The sequence below is a fragment of the Saezia sanguinis genome (genome assembly GCF_963921665.1).
Lineage (GTDB): Bacteria > Pseudomonadota > Gammaproteobacteria > Burkholderiales > Burkholderiaceae_C > Saezia > Saezia sanguinis.
Window position 1 is genome coordinate 1 of sequence record NZ_CAWUGC010000006.1, and the last position, 20,571, is coordinate 20,571.

General features: G+C 52.4%; 21 protein-coding genes, 1 tRNA gene and 1 pseudogene. 9 read left to right on the forward strand and 14 right to left on the reverse strand.

Translation table 11 applies throughout. From position 1 onward, the window contains the following. Together AACY98_RS04550 and AACY98_RS04555 are read right to left on the reverse strand one after the other, a co-directional pair. Positions 1–142 (reverse strand): annotated as a pseudogene (locus tag AACY98_RS04550) (Y-family DNA polymerase); the annotation flags it as partial. Between the two features lie 65 nt (positions 143–207). Further along, positions 208–642 carry a LexA family protein gene (locus tag AACY98_RS04555; RefSeq protein WP_339802146.1) on the reverse strand — a complete coding sequence of 145 codons (435 nt, stop codon included), beginning with the start codon at positions 640–642 and terminating at the stop codon, positions 208–210. 590 nt (positions 643–1,232) lie between these two features. Here AACY98_RS04555 and AACY98_RS04560 point away from each other — a divergent pair. Continuing rightward, a complete protein-coding gene (locus AACY98_RS04560; protein WP_126978241.1) occupies positions 1,233–1,484 on the forward strand; it encodes a hypothetical protein in 252 nt (83 codons plus the stop codon). Between the two features lie 460 nt (positions 1,485–1,944). Here AACY98_RS04560 and AACY98_RS04565 read toward each other — a convergent pair. The 6 genes from AACY98_RS04565 to AACY98_RS04590 form a co-directional block, all read right to left on the reverse strand. Beyond that, positions 1,945–2,020: transfer RNA gene (locus tag AACY98_RS04565), tRNA-Ala, on the reverse strand. Positions 2,021–2,155: 135 nt separating this feature from the next. Continuing rightward, positions 2,156–2,512: a hypothetical protein gene (locus tag AACY98_RS04570; RefSeq protein WP_126978239.1), complete on the reverse strand. Its 357-nt coding sequence runs from the start codon at positions 2,510–2,512 to the stop codon at positions 2,156–2,158. Between the two features lie 152 nt (positions 2,513–2,664). Continuing rightward, complete coding sequence (locus AACY98_RS04575) at positions 2,665–3,498, reverse strand: ABC transporter permease (RefSeq protein WP_126978237.1); 834 nt, start codon at positions 3,496–3,498, stop codon at positions 2,665–2,667. Further along, positions 3,495–4,448, reverse strand: a complete 954-nt coding sequence (locus tag AACY98_RS04580; protein WP_339802154.1) for an ABC transporter permease — start codon at positions 4,446–4,448, stop codon at positions 3,495–3,497. Before AACY98_RS04580 ends, AACY98_RS04575 begins: the two co-directional genes overlap by 4 nt. 26 nt (positions 4,449–4,474) lie before the next feature. Then, positions 4,475–5,584, reverse strand: coding sequence for an ABC transporter ATP-binding protein (locus tag AACY98_RS04585; protein ID WP_126978233.1), 1,110 nt, complete (start codon positions 5,582–5,584; stop codon positions 4,475–4,477). A 236-nt stretch (positions 5,585–5,820) separates the two neighbouring features. After that, positions 5,821–6,963 (reverse strand): extracellular solute-binding protein, encoded by a 1,143-nt coding sequence (locus AACY98_RS04590; protein ID WP_126978231.1) that lies wholly within the window; start codon positions 6,961–6,963, stop codon positions 5,821–5,823. An 807-nt stretch (positions 6,964–7,770) separates the two neighbouring features. On the opposite strand from AACY98_RS04590, the gene lysM reads away from it, so the two are divergent. Continuing rightward, positions 7,771–8,232 (forward strand): peptidoglycan-binding protein LysM, encoded by a 462-nt coding sequence (gene lysM, locus AACY98_RS04595; protein ID WP_126978227.1) that lies wholly within the window; start codon positions 7,771–7,773, stop codon positions 8,230–8,232. Between the two features lie 76 nt (positions 8,233–8,308). Here lysM and AACY98_RS04600 read toward each other — a convergent pair whose 3' ends face one another. From AACY98_RS04600 to yjgA, 4 genes are all read right to left on the reverse strand, one after another. After that, a complete protein-coding gene (locus tag AACY98_RS04600) occupies positions 8,309–9,739 on the reverse strand; it encodes a DASS family sodium-coupled anion symporter (RefSeq protein WP_339802159.1) in 1,431 nt (476 codons plus the stop codon). Between the two features lie 300 nt (positions 9,740–10,039). Beyond that, complete coding sequence (locus tag AACY98_RS04605) at positions 10,040–10,417, reverse strand: 5-carboxymethyl-2-hydroxymuconate Delta-isomerase (protein WP_339802161.1); 378 nt, start codon at positions 10,415–10,417, stop codon at positions 10,040–10,042. A 46-nt stretch (positions 10,418–10,463) separates the two neighbouring features. Continuing rightward, positions 10,464–11,066 (reverse strand): molybdopterin adenylyltransferase, encoded by a 603-nt coding sequence (gene mog / locus AACY98_RS04610; RefSeq protein WP_339802164.1) that lies wholly within the window; start codon positions 11,064–11,066, stop codon positions 10,464–10,466. Next, complete coding sequence (yjgA, locus tag AACY98_RS04615; RefSeq protein ID WP_339802167.1) at positions 11,063–11,590, reverse strand: ribosome biogenesis factor YjgA; 528 nt, start codon at positions 11,588–11,590, stop codon at positions 11,063–11,065. Before yjgA ends, mog begins: the two co-directional genes overlap by 4 nt. Positions 11,591–11,679: 89 nt before the next feature. Here yjgA and pmbA point away from each other — a divergent pair, with 89 nt between their 5' ends. From pmbA to AACY98_RS04630, 3 genes are all read left to right on the forward strand, one after another. Then, a complete protein-coding gene (gene pmbA / locus AACY98_RS04620; RefSeq protein WP_339802169.1) occupies positions 11,680–13,044 on the forward strand; it encodes a metalloprotease PmbA in 1,365 nt (454 codons plus the stop codon). A 97-nt stretch (positions 13,045–13,141) separates the two neighbouring features. Then, the gene (ppa, locus tag AACY98_RS04625; RefSeq protein WP_126978215.1) at positions 13,142–13,669 is read left to right on the forward strand and encodes an inorganic diphosphatase; all 528 of its coding nucleotides are present in this window, start codon (positions 13,142–13,144) and stop codon (positions 13,667–13,669) included. Positions 13,670–13,775: 106 nt separating this feature from the next. Beyond that, the gene (locus tag AACY98_RS04630) at positions 13,776–14,144 is read left to right on the forward strand and encodes an I78 family peptidase inhibitor (protein ID WP_339802173.1); all 369 of its coding nucleotides are present in this window, start codon (positions 13,776–13,778) and stop codon (positions 14,142–14,144) included. A gap of 103 nt (positions 14,145–14,247) precedes the next feature. Here AACY98_RS04630 and infA read toward each other — a convergent pair whose 3' ends face one another. Further along, positions 14,248–14,517 carry a translation initiation factor IF-1 gene (gene infA / locus AACY98_RS04635; RefSeq protein WP_126978211.1) on the reverse strand — a complete coding sequence of 90 codons (270 nt, stop codon included), beginning with the start codon at positions 14,515–14,517 and terminating at the stop codon, positions 14,248–14,250. Between the two features lie 619 nt (positions 14,518–15,136). On the opposite strand from infA, the gene AACY98_RS04640 reads away from it, so the two are divergent. From AACY98_RS04640 to AACY98_RS04650, 3 genes are all read left to right on the forward strand, one after another. Next, the gene (locus tag AACY98_RS04640; RefSeq protein ID WP_339802176.1) at positions 15,137–16,798 is read left to right on the forward strand and encodes an NAD+ synthase; all 1,662 of its coding nucleotides are present in this window, start codon (positions 15,137–15,139) and stop codon (positions 16,796–16,798) included. A gap of 19 nt (positions 16,799–16,817) precedes the next feature. Then, positions 16,818–17,156: a P-II family nitrogen regulator gene (locus AACY98_RS04645; protein WP_126978207.1), complete on the forward strand. Its 339-nt coding sequence runs from the start codon at positions 16,818–16,820 to the stop codon at positions 17,154–17,156. A 269-nt stretch (positions 17,157–17,425) separates the two neighbouring features. Then, positions 17,426–17,833 carry a surface-adhesin E family protein gene (locus AACY98_RS04650; RefSeq protein WP_339802181.1) on the forward strand — a complete coding sequence of 136 codons (408 nt, stop codon included), beginning with the start codon at positions 17,426–17,428 and terminating at the stop codon, positions 17,831–17,833. A 202-nt stretch (positions 17,834–18,035) separates the two neighbouring features. Here AACY98_RS04650 and AACY98_RS04655 read toward each other — a convergent pair whose 3' ends face one another. Beyond that, a complete protein-coding gene (locus AACY98_RS04655) occupies positions 18,036–18,956 on the reverse strand; it encodes a LysR substrate-binding domain-containing protein (protein ID WP_204250807.1) in 921 nt (306 codons plus the stop codon). Positions 18,957–19,116: 160 nt separating this feature from the next. On the opposite strand from AACY98_RS04655, the gene AACY98_RS04660 reads away from it, so the two are divergent. After that, entirely contained in the window at positions 19,117–20,490 is a 1,374-nt protein-coding gene (locus tag AACY98_RS04660; RefSeq protein ID WP_339802187.1) for an MFS transporter, read from the forward strand. Positions 20,491–20,571: the final 81 nt, after the last annotated feature.

Genomic DNA, 20,571 nt, shown 5'->3' on the forward strand with positions numbered 1-20,571 from the left:
CAATGGCTTTGGCTTCTTCAGAGCGGGCAATGACGCAGCCATCATTGTTGGAGAGTACGACGATAGGACGGCCCTGCAAACTTGGCCGGAATACGCGTTCGCATGAGGCGTAAAAATTGTTCCCATCCAGAAGTGCAAACATACCTCAACTGCTCAGGTAAATACTGTTTATTTATACAGTATAGTACAAACTGATGAAATTTTCAGCTAAACCTGGAAGCGCTTGATGCACGAGGTCACGACCCCCCAGATTTCAACAGTCTGGCCTTCCTTGAAGGTGATTTCGGGGTAGGTGGGGTTAGCAGGGCGAAGCCGGACTTTGCCGGGCTTTTTATAGAGATACTTCACAGTGAAATCGCCGTCAATCACAGCGACAACGATCTGGCCGTGGGCTGGTTTAATTGCCCGGTCCACAATCAGAGTGTCGCCGTCATCAATGCCGGCATCCCTCATGGAGTCCCCGGATACCCGCAACAGGAAAGTGGCCTGGGGGTGTTTGATCAGTTCCTCGGTGAGGTCAATCCGTTTGACGTGAAAGTCATCAGCAGGTGAAGGAAACCCAGCCTGCACGGATGATTCCGCCATCGGTAAAGTCAGCGAGGCGGGATCAATCGAAGTGGGGTTGTCTTTTTTACTGCTCATAGACACTGCATATTATGGCTGCGGGCCTGTATTCAAGATATGGGCGTGGTCAATTCTTCGGTTTTTGATATGCTCAGAAATCGTTAAAATCATCTAACGCCCCTCTTGAAACCCGCATAAAACCGTGCTGGCTAAAATCAAAATGGTTAGATAAAATTTGATTCAAACCCGCATGGTTAAGCGATTCAAGGTCTGCTTTGGGAGCAGTGGGTCGTACGTTCGAATCGTATCACCCCGACCACATAACCTTTTGTTTATATTTGATTTTTTCGAGTATAGGCAAAAGGTTATTTGTTTTTGCCTATACATTCTGTATGTGTCCGTATTTTATTAACGGGGCGCGCGGATTTTATGGCCTTTGGGGACTGATGTAGCTGCTGGTTTGTTGTGACGTTGTATGACAGCCCATTCTTCCCTCTGCCATATAGGCCATGCCAATTAAACAGTTTCCCTTAACCCGATCCGTTTTTTAACATGGCCTAATCCGCGTATTGTTTCAACTTTATTTCATTTTCTACTTTTGTCATAAAAGTGACATATGACGTGGTTATGATTTTGGGTACGTTGATAAACAATAAAGAAGGAAACGTATGAAACTCAAAGAACCCCTGGTCCAGGCCGCAGCAATCATTACAGCATCATTGTTGAAAAAAGAAAAAAACGCTGATCCATTGCTGTACCGGATTGAAAAAGTAGAACCTGTTTTTCAGCTCATTTACGCCAAACTGTATCGGGCTGCTTCCAAAATTGAAGAGCTCGAGGGTAAGGAACAAAAGCAAAGCTATTTTCAAAGCCTTGAGCAACTGGTCGATAACAATTTTGAGCAAAAAGAGTCTTCATAACTTAATCCCCCAAAGCTGCCAAACCATACACAGCGGCTATTCCGATGAGCCCAAGTACAACAATGAGTTTGTCTGCAATGTCATGGTTCTCAATGAATGTTTTGATCTTTTTCATGATAACTCCTGAGTGAGTGATCATTTATTTTCTAGGGGACAAGCAGAGTTATGTGACCGGGCCTTTACCGCTTGTTCGATCAGGCTTTGAAGCGTTCATTCACGAATTATGCCGGGAGAAAATGTGGCGCAGTCAAAGCAAAAGCATAGTGGGCGGTATCCATTGAATGGGGGTGAACAGATCTGTTTTGCATCTGAGGCAGGAATTGAACAGCAACAGCCAGATTCAGAACAAACTTTTGGCTACCAAGGTGCCCCCAAAGGGGGTAGTGCTGAAGGGTAATACCGCTTTTTGTTTTAAAAACAATGTGCTGCAGATTCTATGAGCACTTTTGGGAATGGTGATTGGTGGAGAAGAGGAGGATCGAACTCCCGACCTCTGCATTGCGAACGCAGCGCTCTCCCAGCTGAGCTACTCCCCCACGGTGTGCAGTGTCAGAAATTATAGAGCAGGCATTGCAACTGTACAAGCACCATATGTGCAAACCACTATGGCGCTTGTATTTATTGTGCCGTGCAGCCTAAAGCAATGAACCAATGGCCCACCGGGCTCTGATTTAATGTCTGCGTTTGCTGCTGCCAATCAAGGCGGCAAACAATGCGGTGACAACAGCACCGGCAGTTGCCGCAATGACCATGGATGTCAGCGGGCGCTTAACAATGTATTTTTCAGCACAGTCAGCAACGGTCTGGATATCCATGTCTCTGAGCGGGCAGCGCTGGGCATGTTGTGCTTCGGTAGCAGTACCGTTGGCCGGGTGGTGTACATACCCACTGGTCATTTGTTTGACGCGTTCGCTCCAGCGCGCAGTTGGATCTGGTTTGGATGCTGGTTGAGACTGGGCAGGTTCCGAGCTGTCGTGCATGTTTTCCGTATCTGCAGTTGGCAGTGATGGAGATGTTTTTTTGTTCATCGCGGCTGATCCTCATGAAAAGCTTAACTTATCTATAGATGTCTAACCTGATCAAAAGTTCGAAGTGTTATCCTTGCAAAGCATGACCGGATAACACGTTCGATAGCTGAGTTCTATGGATCATTATAACTACGGTCGGTTTTTTGAATGTCCTACCGTCCGAATGTTTCTTTCCATACCCGTTTTTCTCTGCGGGCGATGAGGTAGCTGGCCGCGATGACGGCAACGCTGACCACAATGATGATAACGGTTGACAGTGCATTCACAGTTGGATCAAGCCCGCGCTGGGCCCGGGAGAATATTTCTACCGGCAGGGTGGTTGCAGACGGGCCGGAGAGGAAGGAGGCGATCACGACATCATCCAGCGACAAGGTAAAGGTCAGCAGCCAGGCTGCGGCCAGCGACTGGCCTATCATGGGCAGTGTAATCAGATGGAATACCTGAAACGGGCGTGCGCCCAGATCAAGGGCCGCTTCTTCATACTGAAGGTTGATTTCACGCAGGCGTGCCATGATGACCACTGTAGCGTAAGCAGTGCCGACCAGCATATGCCCGACCCAGATGGTGTAGATGTTGCGGCTGCCTTCCAAAGAAAACAGGTTCTGCATGGTGACAACCAGCAGCAGCAATGATAAACCGACGATCACATCGGGCATGACCAGCGGAGCATTGACCATGCCCAGAAAAAGCCGGCGGCCTAAAAACTTTTTGTAGCGCAAAATGGTATAGGCTGCCAAGGTGCCTACCAGTACAGAGCCGGTGGCCGACATGGCGGCTACCTTGAGTGATACCCACAGGCTGGCGCCGATGCGCTCGTCGTTGAACAGGGCGCGGTACCATTTCAGGCTGAACCGTGTCCAGTCGTTGATGATGGAGGATTCGCTGAAGCTGTATAGAATCAGCGAAATGATCGGCAGGTACAAGAACAGCAGCCCTGCGAATAGCCAGATACGCGAAGTCCAGCGGCCAGTAGCAGAGGATTTCATCGCTTTTCCTCCTTCGCCATGGCGTTGTTGAAGAGCGCCATGGGTACAATGATGATCATGATCATGACCACAGCCAGCGAAGAGGCCATTGGCCAGTCGTTATTGCTGGAGAATTCGTCATACAGCGTTTGTCCCACAGTCAGTATGCTGGGGTCGCCAAGCAGTTTGGGAATGACGTATTCACCAATGCATGGGATGAATACCAGCATCGATCCGGCGACAACCCCGGTGACGGAGAGCGGAACAGTAATTTTCCAGAATGTCTGCCAGGGTGTGGCGCCCAGATCCTGTGCGGCTTCCAGCAGCCGATGGTCCATTTTGGAGAGGGTGCCATACAGCGGCAAAATCATGAAGGGCAGGTAGGTGTAGGTCATCCCCAGCAACAAAGACAGGGACGTGTACAGGTACTGTCCGGGGTTGCTGATCAGGCCCATGTGGACGAGCAGGTTGTCAAGCCCGAGCGAGTGGATCAGCATGCCGACCCAGCCGGAGTTGGCGTCCAGCAGTCCTTTCCAGGCGTAAACACGCAGCAGAAAGCTGGTCCAGAACGGAACCATCACCGCCATAAGCAAAAGGGGCTGAATGGTTTTGGGCGCCCGTGCCATAAAGTAGGCGAACGGGTATCCGATGAACAGGCAAATGGCGGTGGTCACAGCGGCATAGATGACGGAATAGACGTAGGTTTCCCAGTAATACCGCTCGGTGAACAGGCGCCAGTAGTTGCTTAATTTCAGTGTGAAATTTGCGGTTTCTCCGTCACTCAGATTAAACAAGTTGGAGAGCGTGATGCCGTCAGGCATGACCACGCGAAAGCTCATTGCCAGCACAATGAGAAATGGCAACAGGAAAAATATCAGTAACCAGGTGTAGGGGATACCGATAACGGCGGTGCGGCCACGCCGGAGTTTTTTCCACTGGCGCTGCATCAAACGAATAGCACGGGTTGTCATGTCTATGCCTTTAACCTTGCTTTGCGTTATTGTGTGAGCACAACCTGGGAGGTATCGGGCCAGTATGCCCAGACTTTGTCACCCCAGGTGGGCGCATTGGCATGGCCCCGTTCGTCGTTTTCAATGTGCACTTTGATCATGGTGCCGCTGCCCAGGCGGATATGGTACATGGTGAAGCTGCCAAAGTAGGAAAGCTCCGCCACTTCGCCCTGCACCATATTGCCTTGTCCCTCTGGCTGCTCAAAGCTCAGGTCAATTTTTTCCGGCCGGATCGCTACGGTGACTTCCATGCCTTCGTAGCCTGTGACACCATGCCCGACGTACTGTATACAGTCGGCGCATTCAATGGTCACATGGTCGGCTTTATCTTCCAGAATGGTGCCGGGCATCATGTTGACGCTGCCCACGAAGTTGGCAACAAAGCGGGTTGTCGGGGTTTCATAAATGTCAGCCGGTGTGCCAACCTGCAGGAAGCTGCCTTCGCTCATGACGGCAATGCGGGAGGCCATGGTCATGGCTTCTTCCTGGTCGTGTGTGACCATGACGCAGGTCACGCCGACCTGCTCAATGATGTTGACCAGCTCAATCTGTGTGGCTTCACGCAGTTTTTTATCCAGTGCGCCCAGTGGCTCATCCAGCAGCAGCAGTTGAGGCCGTTTGGCCAGAGAGCGGGCCAGTGCAACGCGTTGCTGTTGGCCGCCGGAGAGCTGATGCGGTTTGCGTTTGGCGTATTTGGTGAGCTGGGTCAGGCGCAGCATGTCGTCCACACGTTCATTGACCTGGGCCTTGGGGAGCTTGTCACGTTTCAGGCCAAAAGCAATATTGTCCCAAACGCTCAGATGCGGAAACAGCGCGTAGGACTGAAACATCATGTTAACCGGGCGCCGGTAGGGCGGTTCATCGGTCAGGTCTTTGCCGTTGAGCAGAATGCGCCCTGAGGTCGGGGTTTCAAACCCGGCAAGCATGCGCAGCAGTGTACTTTTACCGCAGCCTGATGGGCCCAGGAGGGCAAAAATTTCTCCCCGGGCAACATCCAGGCTGACACGGTCGACGGCGGTAAAGTCATCGTAAGTTTTAACGATGGCGTCAATTCTGAGAAACGCTTCATCGCTGGCCGTAACGGTTTTTTCACTCATTGGGCAATACCTGCGTGAGAAAGTTGGCAAGAATACGGGGCGGTTATAGGCGCCGGGTCTGTTTTCTGGCTATCTGCAAGGTGAAAAGGATTCATTGAATACACACTCCGTCAAGACAACACAGTTTGCGGCGTCATAACCTGTTAAAAGAGAGATGAAGGGACGTATTCAGGCTGAGCCTGAAAGTACGTCCCTCACAATAGGTAACTCGATATTTTAATGCGTATTGGTAATGATTACCGGTTTGCTTTGAAGTTGGTGAACGTGCGTGTCACCAGACGGCGGGTTGCCTGACTCATTGCATTGGGTGGAATCATGTTGGCGATGGCTTCATCGCTCGGGAAAACGGCTTTATTGGCTGCGATTTCCGGGTTGACATGCGGCAGCGACACCTTGGATGTGGGGTTGGCGTAAAACACTGAATTGGTTAAAGATGCCTGCACCTTGGGATCAAGGATATAGTTGATCCATTTCATCGCATTTTCCGGATGTGGCGCATCTTTGGGGATGGCCATGGTGTCAAAGAACAGCAATCCGCCCATGGCAGGCAGCAGGACTTCAATATTCTGCGGCTTGCTGGACTGTTGGGATTTGTGCGCAGAGATCATCATGTCGCCAGACCAGCCGACCACCACGCACAGCGAGCCGGTGGCCAACTGGTCAATGTAGTCAGAGCCCGAACCAACGAAGCGTGAAACGTTGGGGCGAATGGTGCGCAGCATGGTTGCTGCGGCTTCATAATCTGCCGCGTTGGCGCTGTAGGGGTCTTTGCCAACATAACGCAACGCAATGGGGATGATTTCTGAAGCCGTATCCAGCATGGCAATGCCACAACTGCGCAGTTTGCCGGAATATTCGGGCTTGAATACCAGATCCCAGGCATTTTCCGGCATGGGCATGTCACCCAGGGCGGCTTTGACCTGGTCGACGTTGATCCCTACGGTGGTATAACCCCACATCCAGTCAACCAGGTGCTTGTTGCCCGGGTCAACGGTGGCAAGCTGTGCCTGAATGGCAGGGTCCAGGTTTCTCAGATTCGGAATTTTTGCAGGGTCCAGAGGCAAAAACAGGCCGGCTTCAATCTGAAGCTTGGCAAAATGGGAGCCTGGCACCACGATGTCATAGCCGGTACGGCCAGCAACCAGCTTGGTGTGCAGCGTTTCGTTGCTGTCAAACGTGTCATAGCGGACTCTGATGCCGGTTTCGCGTTCAAAGTTGGCGATGGTGTCCGGGGCAATGTAATCTGACCAGTTGTAAATGTTGAGGACTTTTTCTTCCTCGGCTTGTGCGGGGGCTGTTGCCAGCATGGCACACGTCAGGCCGACGCTGCCAATCATCAGAGTTACAACACGAGAGAGGCGCTGGGTCATCATTTTCATCTCTGAAGATCTCCTGGTTGTGGGTCAAGCAAAAAGTGTCAGGTGCATTAAAGCATCTGCAGCAGAAATATGCCTAAAGGCATTGGTTATCCCCTGCCAGCCGCATTTTCAACCTGATGCTTTGCGCTGCAAAAGATAATGGGTCCTAAGTATAAACGCACAAACCCGGATTTGTGATGCACATCAACATTCATACCACAAATTCCTATATTTTTATAAATAATTGTTTCAAATGAAATAAATATAGGGTTGTTTTCTTGTCAACCTGCGGGTTCAGATATAAACTGAAATGAAGGTGATCAGGTTGAGGTTCAGCAAAGAATAAAGGGCCGGACCGGTTGCCTGAAAGAGTCGCTGTAAAAGAAGCCGGTATGGCCGGTTGTTACCACACAGAAGGAGGCAGTGGTTCTTTACAGCATGTTGCCTTCAGAAATGTTAAGTGTGCAACTATGTCATTTACAAATGAACACGATTATATTTCGCTGTTGTTGCTGGTTCTCAGTTGTGCATTGCTCTTATTTGGCTACAGCATCCGTTCCAAAGGTGTTGGGCCTTGGGTGATGCTGGTAGGGATTTGCAGCGCATTGGCCATTATTGCGTTCAATATTTTGAGACATACCCGGGTTTTTGAGATATAAATCCAGAGCCTGTGAGGGGCGGTCGCAAAAAAATAAATGCAGGTTAAGTGACTTTTTGTCTATAAAAACGTGCCTCTCATGGTTTTTCACCGATTTAAGGCGATAACGAGTGTGCTAACATGACCCGTCTGGCTTTCAGCAAGTCTATTTAATCGAAAAGGAGAATGCCATGGGGTTATTTGATTTTGCATCCAATATCGGGAAAAAACTGTTTGGCTCCGATGCCAAACCTGAAGAAGCTGCCGCCAAAATCCAAAAAGAATTGGATGCCGCCCATTTAGGGATTAAAAACCTGACGGTCACCGTGCAGGGCCAGAAGTGCAGCCTGGCAGGCGACTGCCCTGACTTTGTTGCTTTTCAAAAAGCAGTCCTGATTGCAGGCAATGTTGAGGGCGTGCAGGAAGTGGAAGCCAAGAAGCTGATCATTGCTTCTGCTGCCCAGGCTGCTGCCGAGCCCAAAGTGGACTATTACATCATTCAAAAGGGCGATACCCTCTCCAAAATTGCCAAGCAGTTTTATGGCAATGCCAATGATTATCCGAAAATTTTTGCTGCCAACAAGGAAGTGATTCAGGATCCGGACAAGATTTTCCCGGGCCAGAAAATTCGTATTCCTGCCAAAGAAGCTTAATCTGTCTGACGCATGCAGTGAAAATGCCTGGATTTCTCCAGGCATTTTTGTTTGGGAAATGCAAAAGGCTAGCGCTTTACCACAGGCCGATCACTTTCCACCATGCCGAGCCCACGCCCAGCCAGATCACCAGACTGATGATGGAGAAAATGAATCCCATCTTCCACCATGGCCCTAAAGGCACAAACCCGGCGCCATAAAAAATCGGGCTGGCCGTACCGCTGTAATGGGTGATCGGCAAACACAGGTTGGCAACAAAGCCCAGTGCCAGTGCGGAGACCATCGGTGGGGCTCCGGCGGCAATCGCAACGCCCAGGAATGCGGCATACATGGCTGCGATGTGCGCGGTCATGCTGGCAAATCCGTAGTGCGAGTACATGTACAGAATGATCAGCACGACCAGTGCGGCAAAGCCTGCCACACCAATGGCAGAGATCCAGCCGCTGGCAGACGCGGCAAACCAGCCGATGAAGCCGAGCTTGGAGAGCTGCCCGGCCAGTGCGATCAGCGCGCCCATCCAGATCAGGGTATCCCAGGCGCCGGTTTCATTGAGCATGTCTTTCCATTCAATGACTTTTGTCAGCAGCAGGAACGAAACCGCAGACATGGCGACAGCGGTTGCGTTGAATTTGTTGAATGAAAAGTCCGATGTACACCACAGGAACAATGCCACAGCGAACGTGCATGCCAGAATGATTTCATGCTTGCTCATCGGGCCCATTTCCTGCAGTTTTTGAACTGCCAGGGCTTTGGCTTCAGGTGTCTTTTTGATTTCAGGTGGAAACAGCTTGTACACCAGCCAGGGGTATAACAGCAGGCACAGTGCTGCCGGAACGCATGAGGCCAGCAGCCAGCCACCCCATGTGATGTTGATACCGGCATCATTGGCAATTCTGACAATGGCGGCGTTACCGGCCATGGCGGTCATGAATGTGGCACACAGAATGGCTTCACATTGGTAAACGCACTGGATCAGGTAGGCACCTGCACGGCGCGGGTTGTTGTCAGGTTCAGAGCCCAGAGCGGTACTGACACCCCGTACGATCGGGTACATGATGGCGCCTGCACGAGCACCGCTGGAAGGTGTCAGAGGTGCCAGCACGAGGTCACTGAGCACCAGCGCGTAGCCAACCTTGAGTGTACTGGTACCCAGTGCACGCAGGAATAGGTAGGCAATACGCTGGCCCAGCCCTGTTTTCAGGAATGCGCGCGAAAAGATAAAGGCCGAAACAATCAGCCACATGGTGGCATCGCCAAACCCGGCGACAACGTCTTTAACAGTCAGTGTATTGGTCAGCGCAATGATGCTGATACCGATAAACGCGATAGCGCCAATTGGCATGGGGCTGAGAATGAACCCCACGATAATGGCAACGGTGAGTGAAAACAGGTGCCATGCTTGTGGCGTAATGGCTTCCGGTAAGGTGATGAACCACGGCAGGCACCACAGGACGACTCCGACCAGGACCGTGATCAGGCCCTTAGCCGCATTGTTTGAGACCGGCATAGTATGCTCCCTGATAAAAAGTGTGATGTGACAGAGGAAATTCTGGCACAGGTGGATTCACTTTTTGGGAGGGCTGGAGGGTATTTCGAAACTGTCTGATGTAACGCAAATGGCTTGACCGTTTGGTGGGAAGAGGCGTTTCAATTAAGCCATACGTAAGTGATTGAATGTGTTGTTTTATATCTGATAGAAGACTATGCTGAGGGCTGTTTTGATGTTTGAAATACGGCCTGTGCATCAGATAAAACAGGGCCTGATGTGCAGGCCCTGTTGTCATGAGAAATGATGAAGAAAGGCGGCTTAAAAAGTCTCTTTCATGAACAGATCACGTTCCATGTCGTTGATGTCAGCAGAAGCCTGAATTTCAAGTCCGGCAACAGGCTTCACCTGTTCTCTGAGGACCTGCATGGTGGCTTGTTTGAGCTGCTGTTTGATTTCGGCGGAGCGCCCCGCAAGAATATACACTTTGCAGAATATGAAGGCCTGTTCTGCCTTGTCGTTGGCGTGGGGGCCGCCTACAGCAAACACGTCGTTGCCATGCGCCAGGGTTTTAATGTCGTTTTCCTGAAATACCTTGCTTTCCAGCAGAACCTGATTGATGGCCTTGACCAGCTTTGCAGGTTCAAATGCTTTGTGGCTGACGAGGTTGTTTGAATATTCAACAATCACTTGAGGCACGGTTGATCTCCTTGATGAAATGGTAAGTGTAGGGTGTGAAGATATGTCAGTGGCGTCGGGCCGATTTGGGCCGGAATGCCGCGCAGAAGCTGTCATCGGTCACAATGTAAGGCCCACCGATCAGGTCGATGCAATAGGGAATGGCTGCAAATATGCCGTGAACTGCGGCACTGGTCTGGCTGGCCGACAGGCCGCCCAATGTCTCGGCAATCGATTTGGGCTGGCCCGGCAGGTTGACGATCAGCGTCTGTTTGCGGACGACTGCAACCTGGCGCGACAGGATCGCGGTGGGGACAAAGTTCAGGCTGATCTGGCGCATTTGCTCTCCAAACCCCGGCATCACTCTGTCGGCCACAGCCAGCGTGGCTTCGGGCGTGACATCGCGTAGCGCGGGGCCGGTGCCGCCGGTGGTGAATATCAGATGACACTGCTCTGTATCTGCCAGGGAGATCAATGCCGAGCTGATGGTTGCCTGCTCATCGGCAATGAGTTTTTCGGCGTAATGGATCGGGTTGCGAATGGCTTTGCCCAGCCATTCGCGCAGCGCGGGCAGCCCTTTGTCTTCATAAACGCCACTGGAGGCACGGTCGCTGACGGAAAGCAGCCCGATTTTGACGGACTCCAGATTTTCAGGGAAAGCGGACGTCATTGTTCATGTTCCTTGAGAAACTGGAAGAGCTCTCTGTAAGCACGCCCGGAACGCTGTTCCGGTGAGGCTGCCGCGTCTTTGCGGGCCGCGCGGATCAGGCTGCGCAGTTGTTGTATGTCGGCTTGCGGATGCTGGCGCGTCCAGTCGGTCAGCGCCTGCTGTCCATTGTCGCCCTCATCCAGCAGCGTCTGACGCAGTGTTTCCAGCCGGTGCAGTTGCAGCGTTTGTTCGGCTGAGCCACGGTGTTGCTCATCCAGCGCGCGGCGGATCGGCTCCGGGTCGACCGAGCGCATCAGTTTGCCAATGTATTGCAGTTGTCTGCGGCGTCCTCCGTGAGCGCTGATGGTTTGCCACTGTTTTAACGCATCCAGCAGTTTTTCCGGCAGGTCCAGTGCTTTGATGCGCTCTTTGGACAGTGTGACAATGGCCGCGCCCAGGTCCTGCAACTCATGCATCTGGCGTTTAAGCTCACTTTTGCTGGGAGGCAAATCCTCTGATGCGTCAAAATCTTCTGCTTCTGTCATGGTGTCATGCTTCAAGTAAGGGTCTATGCCCGATGGTATAAAGGGGACATCCCTATGAAAACGCGCAAACCAGTATGATAGCTCCCGTTATGAAAGATAAAACACATTCTGATTTATTTGCCTATCGTCCCGAACAATTTGCCGAGGTGACACAGCAAGCGCTTGATTATGCCCGAAAGCTGGGTGCCAGCGATGCCGTGGCTGAAGCTTCTGAGGGCGTGGGCTTAAGTGTATCCGTACGCTGCGGGGATGTGGAAAACGTAGAGCGAAACCGCGACAAGTCGCTGGGGATATCGGTCTATGTCGGACAAAGCAGCGGCAGTGCCAGTACCTCTGATTTCTCCATGGCCGCGCTGCGCAGCACAGTTGAAGCTGCTTACGATATTGCCCGTTTTACCGCCGCAGACCCGTTCGCCGGGCTGCCTGACGCACATGAACTGGCGCACGATGTGCCTGATCTGGATCTGTACTATCCATGGTCCATTGGCACCGATGACGCGGCTGCGCTTGCCATCAGCGCCGAAACAGCGGCTTTTGCCACGTCCAAGCGCATTACCAATTCAGAAGGTGCCAGCGTTTCGGCGCAGCAGTCGCATTTCTGGATGGCCAATACGCGTGGTTTTCGCGGTGGCTATGCCGCCAGCCGCCATTCTATTTCTGTGGCGCCGATCGCCGGCAAAGGTAGTCAGATGCAGCGCGACTACTGGTACAGCTCAATGCGCGATGCCACTGAACTGGCTGCGCCGGAAACCATTGGCCGCTATGCAGCCGAGCGGGCGCTGGCACGGTTGAATGCGCGCCAGATTCCGACCTGTGAATGCCCGGTGCTGTTTGAGTCGCCGCTGGCTGCTGGCCTGCTGGGATCGTTTGTGCAGGCGGTCAGCGGCGGGGCGCTGTACCGGCGTACCAGTTTTCTGCTGGACACTTTGGGGCAGCAGGTGTTTGCTCCGCATGTTTTCATTGATGAAAATCCTTATATCCCCAAAGGCCGGGGGAGTTCGCCTTTTGACAGCGAAGGTGTGGCAACGCGTGCCAGACGGGTGGTTGATCAGGGCGTGCTGCATGGTTATTTTCTGGGAACGTATTCCGCACGCAAGCTGGGCATGCAGACAACCGGCAATGCCGGTGGTTCGCACAATCTGCGTTTTGCCAGCAGCCTGACCAATGCACAGGATGATCTGAACGCCATGTTGCGCAAGCTACACCGCGGCCTGTTTGTGACCGAGCTGATCGGGCAGGGCATCAATTATGTGACGGGAGATTACTCGCGTGGCGCGGCCGGTTACTGGGTTGAAAATGGCAAGATTGCCTACCCGGTGCAGGAAATTACCATTGCCGGCAATCTGAAGGAAATGTTCCAAAGCATTGTGGCTATTGGTGCTGATGCTTACACCTATGGCTCTAAAACGGCCGGATCGGTGCTGATTGAGCGCATGAAAATTGCCGGTGCATGATGGCTGTCGATAGCCGTTGTTTGTTAAAACCTGCTTTGAAGTCAACGGGTTTTGTTCAGAACGTACAATAGATTCATTTTATAAAAGGAGTCAACCAATGAGTTTGAAAGATGTGCCCACCGGCGATAAGGCGCCGGAAGCGTTTAATGTGGTGATTGAAATTTCGGCCAATTCAGATCCGGTGAAGTATGAAGTTGATAAAAAAACCGGTGCGCTGTTTGTTGACCGTTTCATGGGTACCTCGATGAGCTATCCGCTGAATTATGGCTATATTCCGCAAACGCTGGGCGATGATGGTGACCCGCTGGACGTGCTGGTGTATACACCGTTCCCACTGCCTCCAGGGGTGGTGGTGCCGTGCCGCGTGATTGGCCTGCTGAACATGGAAGACGAAGCCGGCGTAGATACCAAGCTGATTGCATTGCCCACAGAAAAAATTCTGCCGCATTTCAAGCATATCCAGAAACTGGAAGACATGAGTGAACTGCTGTTGCAGCAGGTAAAACATTTCTTTGAGCACTACAAAGATCTGGAACCTGGCAAATGGGTGAAAGTGACTGGCTGGGAAGGTGCTGATGCTGCCAAGAAGGCCATTAACCAGGCGGTACAGGCTGCTAAAAAATAAGCAGGTTTTGTCGCTATTGCCAAGGATGCAATAGGCCATGCCTGACCCCGATGCCAAGGCACACGGGCATGGCGATGTGATGTTTTGATGGAGAAAGGTGTACACCATGTTGAAACCGTTAACACTGATTGCTGCGGCTCTGGTATTGAGTGGGTGCGTGCTGATGGATGGACCTTCTTCATCAGCGCCTGCCAGCCCTCAGCCGCCTGCGGCGGCGCAGCAAAACGGTGAAGAACCCGTGGTGCTGTTGCCATCGCCGCAAGGGCCGCAGGCATCCTGCGAGGCTGAGCATATTCAGTTTGCGATTGGAAAGGTGGCTTCCACCGACCTGCTGGAGCAGTTGCGCCAGAAAACAGGTGCCCGCTATGTACGGATTTTGCAGCCGAACCAGGCGGTGACGCTGGAATTCAACGCAGAACGCGTCAATGTGCTGGTGAATGACGATTTTGTGGTAGAGCAGGTCACCTGCAATTGAAGTTGCTGCAAAGGCGGGCCAGCCGGTTCTGATGCGGCACGGACATAAAAAAGAGGATGAATATCATCCTCTTTTTTTATAGGCACAGTATGTTGTGCTTAGATCAGCGTCTGCGCGCGTATTGCGGATTCGATGATGGGGCAGAGCCCGAACGGTCCAGGTAACGGAAGGTGATGCGGCCTTTTTCCAGGTCGTAAGGGGAGAGTTCAAGTGCCACATGATCACCAGCCAAAATGCGGATGTGGTTCTTGCGCATTTTGCCTGAGGTGTATGCCACCAGTGCATGGCCGTTTTCCAGCGTCACGCGGTAACGGGAGTCCGGCAGCACTTCGTCGACAATGCCCTGCATTTCAATGAGTTCTTCTTTTGCCATAAAAATTCCTTGTCCTTGTTGATGTGCGGTTAGCACATCGGCGTTATTCAGACTGTTCTGTCCTCTTGTGGCATCAGTTTTTTTGGTCAACTGAAAAGCATACAAAAGGCAGATTCAGCACACTCGCGCGATTTTGCGGTATCGCGCCAGGAGCGGACACTGCCATGTCACGGCACGCTGCGTTTGACAGCATGTGTTCATTTGCACACAGTAGCAACGTTTGCAAAGCGCTGATGTCTGTTGTACTTCTTGCAGATGGATGTGATTGGCGTCACGAGCATCTTGGGTAAGCGAAGAGAATTATGCAATAGGGGGAAAGTTTCTTCGCTGGTCGCCTGCCCCATTCCGGCAGCAATGGGGCTTGAAGCGCTGGTTCAGGCAGGTATGGTCAAAACACAAACTTGCCAGCCAGGTTAACTTATATATTATACGCTTTCTTGGCCTGTTTTGTACTGAAAGTGTGTTAACGCGCCCTAATAACTGTGTTTGCTGTTTTGCAGCATGAATAATCCGGCTGCATAGTTCTGCTGGATAAAAAGAAAACTGCACATGCCACAGGTACTGTGCAGGCGTGACATAATCGAACCTTGTCATTTTTTGTTTAAAGCCAGCCTGATCCATGAAAATAGCTGTAGCCCAGTGCAACCCGGTTGTGGGTGACTTTGAAGGGAATATCCGCCAGATTGTTCAGTCTGCCAGGGATGCTTATGCAGCCGGGGCACGCATACTGGTAACGCCGGAACTGGCCATATGCGGTTATATCCCGGAAGATTTGCTGCTGCGCCCGGCCTTCATGCAGGCCTGCGATGCGGCTCTGGTGCGTATTGCGCAGGAACTGGCAGCGTTGCCGGATTTTTATCTGGTGCTGGGGCATCCTGTCGGTTCAGGCGAGCGTACCCGGTCATTTGCGGTGCAGTACCGTCATAATGCAGCCTCGGTGATTCATGCCGGGCAGGTGCTGGCAACGTATGCCAAACACATGCTGCCCAATTACCAGGTGTTTGATGAGCGTCGTTATTTTGTGCCCGGTAACAATCCGGTGGTGTTTGAAGTGCAGGGCGTGCGTTATGGGGTGCTGATCTGTGAGGATATCTGGTTTGATGACGCGGCTTTGCAGGCGTGCAAGGCGGGTGCAGAGGTGCTGCTGGTGCCTAATGCATCACCTTATCATGCCAGTAAACAGGCAGAGCGTGAGCAGCGCCTGGCTGATCTGGCAAGAAAAACAGGCGCATCCATTATTTATGCCAACCTGTTTGGCGGGCAGGATGAACTGGTTTTTGATGGCGGCTCGTTTGCCGTGAATGCAGGCGGAGAGCTGGCTGCACGTGCAACACAACTGGAGCCTGAGCTGATGCTGGTGGATGCCGGGCAGGGCGGTGTGTTGCAAGGACAAATCCACCCGCTGCTGAGTGAAGATGAATCGCTGTGGCGTGCGCTGGTGCTGGGGCTGAAAGATTATTTTGTCAAAAACGGTTTCCGTAATGCAGTGCTGGGACTGTCTGGCGGTATTGATTCGGCACTGGTGCTGGCCATTGCCGTGGATGCGCTGGGTGCTGAACATGTCAGCACCGTGATGATGCCTTCGCCCTATACCGCCGATATTTCCTTGCTGGATGCACGCGACATGGCGCAGCGGCTGAATGTGCGCTATGACGAAGTTTCTATTCTGGATACGTTCAATGCTTTTCGCTCGGCACTGGCCCCGGTATTTCAGGGGATGCCGGAACCTGCCGGCGAAGATACGACGGAAGAAAATATTCAGGCACGGGTACGCGGTACGCTGTTGATGGCCATTTCCAATAAAACCGGCGCACTGGTGTTGACCACCGGCAATAAAAGTGAACTGGCCACCGGCTATTGCACGCTGTATGGCGATATGGCAGGTGGCTTTGCCGTGATCAAGGATCTGGTGAAAACGCGCGTTTACCGGCTGGCCCGCTGGCGCAATGAAAACGATCCCTACGGGCATGGCAAGGAGCCGATTCCCGAGCGCATCATCACGCGCGCGCCAAGCGCCGAGTTGCGGCCGGACCAGACCGACCAGGACAGCCTGCCACCTTACGATGTGCTTGATCAGATCATCGAGCGTTATGTTGAGGAAGACCAGGGCATTGAAGACATTGTGGCAGCAGGGTTTGAGCGCTCTGACGTGGATAAGGTCACGCGTTTGATCAAGTTTAACGAATACAAGCGGCGCCAGGCTCCAGTCGGGATTCGGTTGACCCATCGTGCATTTGGTCGCGATTGGCGTTATCCTATTACCTCCAAGTTCCGTGCCTGAAAATAGAGGAGATATTGCATTGAAGCTGATTATGGCAATCATTAAACCATTCAAGATCGAGGACGTGCGCGAGGCATTGACCGAAGCGGGCGTTGGCGGTTTGACGGTAACCGAAGTCAAGGGCTATGGCCGCCAGAAAGGGCATACCGAGCTGTACCGTGGTGCGGAATATGTGGTGGATTTTTTACCTAAACTGAAAATTGAAGTGGTGGTGGCTGACGCCGATGTGGAGCGCTGTGTGGACGCCATCATGAATGTGGCACAGACAGGCAAAATTGGTGACGGTAAAATTTTTGTGCTGCCGGTTGAGCAGGCCATCCGTATCCGTACCGGAGAAGCCAACGAACAGGCGCTGTAGCCTGCCAGTTGTTTGTGACAGAAAAATTCTGGCGCCAACCGGTGTAAGCCATGGCGCCGGTTTTGTTTTTAAATGGCCTGGCTTTTGCCAATGGCATGCTTGATTTACAATGCACAAAACAGCAATATGCAACTTTTGCATGAGAGCCGGGCTCTGAATAGCGTACATGCTGTTGCTGGCATCGGCCCAGTTTGTATAATGGGCTGTTCGATTCCCAAACCTCAGGCAGGTGGGGGTTCCACCTGATATATTTTCCGGGAGACCAAAATATGAAAAAACTTGCTTTATCCATGGGGCTGGCTGCGCTGGTCTTATCTGCATGCAGTACCACCGGCCAACCGCAAGGACCTGACTGGCAGGCCTATCATAACGAAGGAGGCTTTGATTTTTATGTTGATAAAAACAGCGTCCAGCCTGTCGAAGGGCAGGCCAACTGGCGCAGTGCCATGATTGCTGTGCAGGGCGGCAGTATCACATATGAAGGTCAGGCTGCCGGGTCGCTGGCAATCAATATCACCGTAGACTGTGCCCAGCAAAGCGGACGCAGTGACCGTTATGCGTTTTATGAGGCTCCGCTGGCTCAAGGTAAATTGTTGGGTGAGCAGGCCGGATACAACGAGTTCAAGAAAGCAGAAATTCCTGCTGACGTTGCCATGCTGAATGTCATCTGCAAGTAAAAGCCAGATCAATTGAGTGCGCTCAATGCAGCCTGTCATTTTTAATCAAAATGGCAGGCTGTTTTCATGATGCTTCTGTTGGCTTAAAAGATTTTTTCTGGCGTTATTCTTTGTTGCAACAGCAGTGCTTTGCCTGTCCTGTTTCGATTCAAACAACTATGCTCTGAGTTATAAGGGGAGCATAAGCGTGGCATGCGCCAACTCATTTGTCGCTTTGCTGAGAGAGAGAAATCAGATGGTCCAGAAATGCCTGTAGAACATCAGAGGGTTGTTCATTCTGGCGCCAGAATACACCCACGCTGCCCTGTTGGGCGATATGCGGCAGGTTCAGAATGGTGAGTTGCTTTTCTGCGGCATAACTTTGTGCCAGGCGCTGTGAAAGGATGCCGACCATATCACTGGCCTGCAGCATGCGCAGGGACACACTCATGGAGCCCGATTCGATGTGGTCAGGCGGCATCATCATGCCGTTGGCTACCAGCGCATTGTCAATGCTGACGCGTATTGGTGTGCCCGTAGGCCAGACAATCCATATCCATTGTGCCAGTTGGCGCCAACTGACCTCTTTTTCGGCCGCCAACGGGTGGCCGCAACGTGCAACAAAACAGATCGGTTCACTGTACAGCACGCGGTAATTCAGCGGCAGTGCCAGTGCGTTGCCGCCAATGCGCCCGACCACCACGTCAATCTGCCCTAACAGCAGGTGTTCCAGCAGCGGCGTCATCACACTTTCAAAAATGCGCAGATGAATCTTCGGGTGGTCCTGCATCAGATTGAGCATGGCCTGTGCCACAATATCGGTGGCGACCGGTGAGCTGCCCACCATCAGGCTGCCCTGTACCCCGCCTTTAAACAGTTCGATGTCTTCCCGCGAGCGCTCCAGATCATTCAGAATACGCCGGGCGTGTTTGATGACCAGCAGCCCCCCGGGCGTTGGCCGTATGCCTTTGCTGTGCCGCTCGAATAAAGGAATGCCGACCTCTTCTTCCAGCCCGGTCAGCCATTTGGAAAGCGCAGGCTGGGTAATGTTCATCAGCTCGGCAACCCGGGTCAGGTTGCACTGGTCAGCCAGTGTGACAAGTATTTGCAGGTGATGGAATTTGAGTTTTTGTGTCCAGTCCATTATTGATATAACCTGAATGTTATGGCCGTGCTGAAAATATCATTATATTTTCAATACAACAACCTACACAATACGTAAAACCCAGCAAGCGCAGACTTGCCATTACACATCAAAAAAACGGCAGGCCATGTATCTGCCTCCCCCATACGGAGACAACACCATGCAATCTTCTCAACCGCATGCCGTGAATGTGCAACAAGCCATTGACGACGCCAAAGTGACTTCTTTGCAGTGGAAAGTGCTGATCTGCTGCTTTCTGATTGTGGCCACCGATGGCCTTGATACCGCCGCTATCGGCTTTATTGCCCCGGCTATCATGGCGGAATGGGGCTTAAGCCGCCCGGCGCTCACACCACTGTTCATGGCCGGACTGTTTGGCCTGACAGTGGGGGCGCTGCTGTTTGGCCCGCTGGCCGACCGCCTGGGGCGTAAAAAAATACTGATTTTCAGCACGTTTTTCTTTGGCCTGATGAGCCTGCTGTCGGCATTTTCTCCCGACATGACTGTGTTGACCCTGCTGCGTTTCCTGACCGGTCTGGGCCTGGGCGGAGCGATGCCGACCGCAATCACGTTGACGTCTGAATTTTTACCGGTGCGCCGCCGCTCCGCTTTGGTGACGCTGATGTTTTGCGGCTTTACGCTGGGTTCGGCACTGGGGGGGATTCTGACCGCCCAGTTGCTGCCGTATATTCACTGGCAGGGCATTCTGGTACTGGGTGGCGTGCTGCCTTTGGCTCTGGTGGTGGTGTTACTGGTGGTGTTGGAAGAGTCGCCCCGTTACCGCATTCTGCGGCAGCACCCGGCCGATAAGATTGCTGCATTGATGCGCAAAGTAACCGGTGTGGCGTATGCCGACCAGACCCGGTTTTTTCTGGAAGAATCGAAAACCGGTAAAAGCGCTATTTCTGCGCTGTTTCAAAAAGGACTGCTGCTGGTCACACTGGTGCTGTGGTGCGCCTTTTTCATGAGCCTGCTGGTGATTTATATGCTGTCGAGCTGGCTGCCCACGCTGCTGGAAGGAATCGGCATTGACCTCTCGCATGCTTCCTGGGTAACGGCTTCTTTCCAGATCGGGGGCACTCTGGGTGCGCTGTTCCTTGGCTTCATGATGGATAAAAAGAGCCCCTACAAGGTGCTGATTGCGAGCTATGCCGTTGGCGGCCTGCTGATTGCAGCGATTGGTGTCTCCAGTTCGTCGATGGTGCTGCTGGTACTGGCAATTTTTGGTGCCGGCGTGGGGGTCAGCGGTGCGCAGGTCGGATTTAATGCATTGCTCGCAACGCTTTATCCAACCGAGTGCCGTGCAACAGGCGTCAGTTGGTCAAACGCCTGGGGACGCTGTGGTGCTATTTTTGGTGCACTGGCTGGCGGTACCATGATTTCATGGGGGCTCGACTTCAAAACGATTTTCCTGCTTCTGGGAATCCCGGCGTTGATTACCGCCGTGTGCCTGATGCTTCTGTTTGTGATTGCCCAGCGCAAAAAAGCGCAGGTTGTGGTGACACCGATCAAATTTCAAATGGAAGGCGCCTGAGGATGCAATGAGCCTGACCCGTGGGACTGATGTGCTATTCCATGGGGCATCCGGCTCTGCATGTGCCGGGATGCAGGCAGG